This window comes from Candidatus Buchananbacteria bacterium CG10_big_fil_rev_8_21_14_0_10_42_9 (assembly GCA_002773845.1).
Taxonomy (GTDB): domain Bacteria; phylum Patescibacteriota; class Patescibacteriia; order Buchananbacterales; family 21-14-0-10-42-9; genus 21-14-0-10-42-9.
In genome coordinates this window covers 32,468-39,849 of sequence record PEZZ01000012.1, presented here as the reverse complement: position 1 = coordinate 39,849, position 7,382 = coordinate 32,468, and the positions used below count along the sequence as shown (strand labels likewise).

7 protein-coding genes and 1 pseudogene (1 of these 8 cut by a window edge) are annotated in these 7,382 nt (G+C 38.1%); all 8 read left to right on the top strand.

The features are described from left to right. The first annotated feature begins 145 nt into the window (after positions 1-145). Positions 146-394, top strand: a complete 249-nt coding sequence (locus tag COT81_01985) for a hypothetical protein (GenBank protein PIS05308.1) — start codon at positions 146-148, stop codon at positions 392-394. 7 nt (positions 395-401) lie between these two features. After that, a complete protein-coding gene (locus COT81_01980; GenBank protein PIS05307.1) occupies positions 402-2,198 on the top strand; it encodes a hypothetical protein in 1,797 nt (598 codons plus the stop codon). Between the two features lie 9 nt (positions 2,199-2,207). Then, positions 2,208-3,206, top strand: a complete 999-nt coding sequence (gene pseB, locus COT81_01975) for a UDP-N-acetylglucosamine 4,6-dehydratase (inverting) (protein ID PIS05306.1) — start codon at positions 2,208-2,210, stop codon at positions 3,204-3,206. After that, complete coding sequence (gene pseC, locus COT81_01970) at positions 3,203-4,315, top strand: UDP-4-amino-4,6-dideoxy-N-acetyl-beta-L-altrosamine transaminase (GenBank protein ID PIS05305.1); 1,113 nt, start codon at positions 3,203-3,205, stop codon at positions 4,313-4,315. Before pseB ends, pseC begins: the two co-directional genes overlap by 4 nt. Further along, a complete protein-coding gene (locus COT81_01965; protein ID PIS05304.1) occupies positions 4,305-5,321 on the top strand; it encodes a hypothetical protein in 1,017 nt (338 codons plus the stop codon). Before pseC ends, COT81_01965 begins: the two co-directional genes overlap by 11 nt. A gap of 9 nt (positions 5,322-5,330) precedes the next feature. Beyond that, entirely contained in the window at positions 5,331-6,656 is a 1,326-nt protein-coding gene (locus COT81_01960) for a hypothetical protein (protein PIS05303.1), read from the top strand. Positions 6,657-6,660: 4 nt separating this feature from the next. Next, entirely contained in the window at positions 6,661-7,197 is a 537-nt protein-coding gene (locus COT81_01955; GenBank protein ID PIS05302.1) for a GNAT family N-acetyltransferase, read from the top strand. After that, positions 7,190-7,382, top strand: a pseudogene (locus tag COT81_01950) (N-acetyl sugar amidotransferase); it runs 959 nt beyond the window's last position. The gene COT81_01955 and the pseudogene COT81_01950 overlap by 8 nt, the downstream one beginning before the upstream one ends.

Below are 7,382 nucleotides of genomic sequence, written 5' to 3'. Positions count from 1 at the left end.
GCTTTTCATTATTTAAAGCAATTTAAGTATAATTTTGCTAAAATTAGCAAAATTTTTATTAACTGTTTATTAACATGGTACTTATTGACACCCTATGATACTTAGAGATACAATAAGAAAATCTTAACTAATTTAAAGTATAGTAATGGACCAAGAAATAAAACCGAACGCCGTGTACACCACTGATGAGGCAGAGCAAATTTTAAAAATCAGCAGTAGTACCATGAAGCGAATGCTAAAAAAGGAGTTAATCAGGGCCAACAAAGTAGGCAGGCAATACCGGATTTTAGGCAAAGAACTGCTACGCCTTGTTTCTCCTGACCTTGAGAAAAAAGCCATTAAACATTATCTCGGTGTCAAGCGCAGAGTCGTTGACCGGATTAATCAGTGGTAAAAATTGTATGGGAATTCACTTAGGAGACAACCGTTTTGTGCGGGCGTTAAGATTATCTCAAAGGGCTTTTGGGGATTATAGAAAACAAATTATGGCCCTCACCGCTTTTGGTTTTTTAAGTGGCATTTTAGAAGGCATCGGCGTGAATGCTTTAATCCCGCTTTTTTCATTCGCTCTGAATGGCGGCGGCCAAGGGACTGATTTTATTTCTCGAACGATCGAGAAATTTTTCAATTTTTTTGGGCTTAACTTAAGCGTATCCTATTTATTAGTTTTCATTGTTATACTTTTCATTCTCAAGGCGATTGTCGTTTTGTATCTCAACGTATTAAAAGCTAAAATAACTTCAGATTACGAAGCTAAGACCCAATCAAATTTATTAAAACACGTCTTGGCTTCACGCTGGGAATATTTGTTGCGGCAGAAACTGGGTCATCTTGAGAATATCATCAATACGGACGTTAAGCAAAGCGGTGTTTTACTTCAGCAAATCAGTAATGCGATAATGGTCGCGACAAGCTTATTGGTCTATACCATAGTTGCAATTAATATTTCGTTTGTTTTTACTTTAGCCACACTCGCGGTAGGGGGCGTTATTTTCTTCGTGTTTAAAAAGCATTTATTTATTACCAAACGCATTGGCCACGATCGCACCAGCACAAATAAAATGATCGCGCATTACATAAATGAGAACGTGGTTGGCATTAAAACGGTTAAAACTATGGGGGTAACCAAACCGATTTTAGATAAGGCCAATTTATTTTTTAATAAACTGAAGGAGCTCTCGATTGAAGAAACATGGAGAAAGACCATTACGACTGCTTTTATACAGCCAATCGGGGTAATTTTTATTTGTTTTATTTTTGCCATTACTTATACTTCGTCAACTTTTAATTTGGCAGTATTAGTGGCGATTGTTTATTTAATTCAAAGAATTTTTACTTATTTGCAGCAGCTTCAACGGGGGATGCAATCAGCCATGACCTTAATACCTCATTTGCAAAGCGTGGTAGATTATCAACAAATTGCATCAGAACAAAAAGAAAATGTCGATCAAGCCAAGCCTTTTATTTTCAAAAAATCGATTGTCTTTGATCATGTGACTTTCTCGTATCGCCAAGACACACCCGTTTTAAAAGGCATTTCTTTTAAGGTTAACAAAGGTGAAATGATTGGCATTGTCGGCCCGTCTGGCGCCGGCAAAACCACACTAGTTGATTTATTGTTACGTTTATTTCAACTTGACCAAGGAAGAATTTTGTTAGACGGGGTAGACGCCAATGACATCGACCTTGTCCAGTGGCGCAGTAAAATCGGTTATGTTTCCCAGGATATGTTTTTAATGAACGATACGATAGCTAATAATATCAGATTTTATAACCAGGCGTTGAGCCAAAAAGAAATTGAGGCGGCGGCAAAGCAAGCACAAATTCATGACTTTGTGCAAACTCTGCCAGAAAAATATGATTCAATAATTGGTGATCGGGGGGTGTTATTGTCTGGCGGTCAGCGACAAAGGGTGGTGATTGCAAGAGTTTTGGCGCAAAAGCCGGATGTGTTGGTGTTAGATGAGGCGACTAGCGCACTGGATAATGAATCAGAGGTTAAAATTCAAGAAGTGATTAGAAATCTAAGAGGCAAAGTTACTGTTTTGGTAATAGCGCACAGATTATCAACAATTATGGATTCTGACCAGCTTCTCATTTTAACGGACGGTAAAGTCAGTGAACAGGGGTTGCCGAAAACACTTTTAAAAGATAAAGAATCTTATTTTTCGAAAGTTTACAATATTCGTAATAATTAAAAGGCTTATATGTTAGATGGTAAAACTATTTTAATAACTGGAGGAACCGGTTCTTTTGGCAGAAATTTTGTTAAGCACATCTTGGCTAATTATAATCCAAAGAAAGTAATTGTTTTCAGCCGGGACGAGCTTAAACAATCCCAGATGCGGCATAAATTAAGCGATGCTCGGGTGCGGTATTTTATTGGCGATATCCGAGATTTATCCCGTTTGCAAAGAGCCTTCCATGGGGTGGATGTAATTATTCACGCGGCAGCATTAAAGCAAATTGATGCTCTTGAATATAATCCCTTTGAAGCAATTAATACAAATATCTTGGGCACCAAAAATGTAATTGAAGCAGCGATTGACCAGAGGGTCAAAAAAGTTGTTTTTGTTTCAACCGATAAAGCGGCTCAACCGGTTAATTTATATGGCGCAACTAAACTTTGCGCCGAAAAGTTAATTATCGACGCTAATACCTACTCGCCTACGACTACTCATTTTAGCTGTGTGCGATACGGAAATGTTCTAGGCAGCCGAGGCAGTATAGTTGAAGTTTTGCTTAGAGGTAAGAAAGACGGCACAGTACAAAGCATAAAGATTACCGACGAGAGAATGACACGATTTTGGATTACCCTTGACCAAGCCTTTGCTTTAGTTATGTTTGCCTTAGAACATATGGCCGGAGGAGAAATTTTTGTGCCCCGTATCCCAAGCATGAAGATTGTTGATTTATTTGATGCGATTGTCCCGGAGCTTAAGCGAGAAATAATGGGTATCCGTCCCGGCGAAAAATTGCATGAGGTTTTGTTAACAAGCGACGAAGCTCGGCATGCGTATGGACTGGAAGAATACTTTGTAATCCTACCTGAAAGCCGAGAGATCTTTGATATTGAAGAGCGCTTCAAGAAGTTTATTGGCCAAGGGCAAGCCCTGCCTAATGATTTTAGTTTTGCCAGCGACAAGAATGAAGAGTGGATTACTAAAGAAAGCCTAAAAACTATTATAGACAGTTTAGATATATGATTGCTTACGGCAAACAGTGGATAACGCCACAAGACATCAAGGCGGTTGACAGGATCTTGCGTTCCGGTTGGGTCACCCAAGGGCCGGCGATTTTAGCCTTTGAAAAAAAGTTAGCTAAATATTGTGGTGCTAAATATGTCGTCGCGGTTAATAACGGGACATCCGCATTACACTTAGCTTATTTGGCGTCTGGGATTGAGCCAGGAGACGAGGTTATTACTACCCCAAATTCTTTTGTGGCGACATCCAATATGCTTTTAGCCATAGGAGCTAAGCCAGTTTTTGCTGATATTCGCTTAGATACTTACAACATTGATGAAACTAAAATTGAAAAGCTGATTACTCAAAAAACTCGGGCGATAGTGCCAATTGACTTCGCTGGTCAACCTAGCGCCATGGCTGAGATTAAAAAAATTGCAAGTAAACATAAACTTTTAATCATTGATGACGGCGCTCATGCCTTAGGGGCAAAGTATAATGGCAAAAAAGTTGGCGGTTTAGCTGATCTAACCACATTCAGCTTTCATCCCGTTAAGCCAATCACAACAGGTGAAGGCGGCGCAGTCGCGACCAACAATAAAAAGTATTATGATAAATTGCTTTTACTCAGAAGCCAGGGTGTTCAAAAAGATAAGGCAGGCAAAAATGTGATGACAGTTTTGGGATATAATTATCGCATGACAGATTTTCAAGCTGCTTTGGGTTCAAGCCAACTTCAACGCCTTAATTTTTTTTTAAAAAAGCGTCATCAAGTGGCGGCCTGGTACAAAAGGGAACTCAAAGATTTGAAAGATATTATTTTACCTCAGGAAATAAAAGGTAACTATTCAGGTTGGCATATTTATGTCGTGAGAGTGACTAATCCACGCCGCCGAAATAAATTAATGAAGTATTTAAAACAACAAGGCATCGGTGTGAATTTTCATTTTCCGCCAATTTATAAACAGCCTTACTATCGGCAGCATGGTTTTAGCAAGACATCTTTAAAGAATGCTGAGCTATATGAAGCTACTGCCTTAACTTTGCCGTTGCACCCTCAACTAACTAAAAAAGAAGTTAATTATATTGTCGGGCGGATAAAACGTTTTTATAACAAATATGAGATTTAAGAACATAGATAAATTAATTTTATTTGGGGGTTCGTTTTTGATGGCGGAAATTGCCTCGCAATTGGCTAATCATAATGATTTTGAGATTGTGGTTTTTAGTTCGGCCCGGCATTTGGATGAAAAATTACCTAAGCAAACGCTAAGAACTATATTGAAGAAAAATAAGATTAGATATTTTAATTCAGAAAATATCAACACTGATAAAAGGTTACCAAAAGAGATTACTCCCAGAAGTTTAGGCGTGGCAATTGGTGCGGCCTGGGTTTTTGACGCCAAGGTCGTTAATCGCTTTGCTAAAAATCATTTACTTGACTGCATGAGCATTGATTTACCCCGTTATCGCGGCGGGGCACATCACACGTGGCGAATTTTGCACCAAAATAATAAAGGTGTTGTTAACATGCAAATTATTAAAGGAGGCATTAAGGCTTTTCAATTAGGTCCGGTGATTATGCGGGAAGAATTCACTTATCCTGCTAAGTTTCAAAAGACTTCCGATTTTTATAATTTTGCCGTTAAAAAAGAAGCACTTTTTTTAAAAAAGTTTTTACGACAGCTAAAACTTGGTAAAAATTTCGCCGTGATAAAATTGAACGAATCGGAATCCTCAACTTATCCATTTTTATCGACTAAAGACCACGGTTTAATTAACTGGGCTTGGGCCGGTGAAGACATTGCCTTATTTATTAATGCCCTTGACGATCCTTACCCGGGCGCATCAACATTTTATAACCGCAAAAAAGTTTTCATAAAAGACTGTCAACTTTTACCGCCCCAAGAGAAATATCATCCTTTTACTGCCGGGGTTGTGGTTAGAAAAAATAAACAAGGAATTTACTTGGCCACTTTGGGAAATTTACTTCTAGTTAAAAAAGTTTATGACAATCATGCCAGAAGCATTATCAACAAAATCACCGTTGGCAGTAGATTTTTTACCCCCTCTAGTGAATTGGACAAAGCGGCACAATTTCAGGTTGAATATGACGCCATCGGCATTAAAAAATAAAGTATTTCTATGAGTTCAATGATGAAAATTTTGGAAAAAGTAAGTGGCCTAGCGGTTGCCCCAGTATCCTCTGATACGGATAAGCAAAATGATATATTATGCCAAGAGTTGCCGTTTAAAGTTTTAGAGTATCCCACCGGCAGCAAACATAACGGTTGGATTATTCCCCATAACTGGGAAGTGTTAAAGGCAGAGATCAAAAAAGATGGCAAATTAATTTACGATGGTAAAAAGCATCCGCTTGGGGTAATAGGGCTATCCGAGCCTTTTAGCGGCACAGTCTCTTTAAGTGAATTAAAAAAGCATTTGTATTTTTTTGAAAAATCGCCTGAGGATATTGTTTATCATTGCGACCAGTATTATAAGCCATATAAAAAATTATGGGGTTTTTCAGTGCCATATAATTTGTATAAAACTCTTACGGCAGGGGACTATGATGTTGAGCTAATCACTTTGCATACGGAAGGGAGAATGAAAGTTTTGGAGTACACCCTTCAAGGGAAATCGCCTAAAACGATTATTTTTAACGCTCATAACTGCCACGCCGCTCAAATTAATGATGGTCCGGCGGGGTATGCTGTTTTAGTTGAGGTGATGAAAAAATTGAGCCAACAATCTACAAAGTATTCGTATCGATTAATTATTGCGCCAGAACACATTGGCACTGTCTTTTATTTGGCTAGCCTTAAGCCGAAAGAAATAGATAATTTTAAACTGGGAATATTTATGGAGATGGTTGGCAATGATAATGAATTTGCTCTTCAGCAAAGTTTTACGGGGGAAAGTTACATCGACAAGATTGCCCACCATATTTTGAAATTTGATGCCGCAAGTTATTGGAGTGATACTTTTAGAAAGATAGTTGGCAATGACGAGAGCGTATGGGAAGCTCCGGGGTATGAGGTGCCGATGATTTCACTTTCTCGCTGTGAGCCGAAGACTTTATATCCGCAGTATCATTTAAGTTCTGATACGGTTGATATTATAAAGCCGGAAAAATTGGAGGAAACCGTTGATGTAACAATGGCAATGATAGACGTAATAGAAAAAAATTGTTATTTGAAACGTAAGTTTACTGGCTTAATTGCCTTAAGCAATCCTCAGTATGATTTGTATATTTCTCCGGGCAGTGACCCTTCTATTAAAAACGAAGCCTTAGCCGATCAAGCTAAATGGTCAGAATTGATGAACTATTTGCCTCGTTATTTTGATGAAAGTATTTCAATTTTGGATATTGCTATAAAGCATGATCTGCCATTCCGGCAAGTTTATGCTTATCTGTTGAAGTTTAAAGAAAAGGGGTTGGTAGAGTTTATAGAAAAAGATTTGTTTTAACTATATGGCGCAAGCAAAAAAAATTGTGGGTGAAAGAGTTTATTTAAGAGAGTTGACTTTAGCCGACGCGACGCAAGAGTATTGTGATTGGTTAAACGACCCGGAAGTCAACTATTATTTAGAAACTCGTCAATCAACTATTTCAGAACTTGAAAAATACATCCAAAAGCAAATAGATGATCCGAATTCATTTTTTGTCGGTATTTTTGATAACACCAATGATTTGCATATAGGTAATATTAAATTGGAACCGATTGAATGGGACAAAAAGGTTGCCACTTTTGGAATTTTAATTGGTAATAAAGATTATTGGAACAAAGGCATCGGCACGGAGGCTACAAATTTGATAGTGCGGCATGCATTTGAAGAAATGCAGCTGGATGAAATAAAGCTGGGCGTAATTGATCTTAACAAAAGGGCTATTCGTGCCTATGAAAAAGTTGGTTTTAAGATGACGGGCGTCCGGAAGAATGCGATTGACCATGACGGCCAAAAATTTGATGATGTAATTATGACAATTAAAAAAGAAAATTATGTCTAATGGCTTACCTAATTTAAAACGCTGCACTCGTTGCATTATGCCTGAGACATGGGAGTCAATTAACTTTGATTCAGAAGGCGTTTGTAACATTTGTCGCAACCACGAAGTTAAACAAACAATTGATTGGGACAAAAAGCGCCAAGAATTTGTTGATTTGGCCAACCAGTATAAAGGCAAAGGCTCGT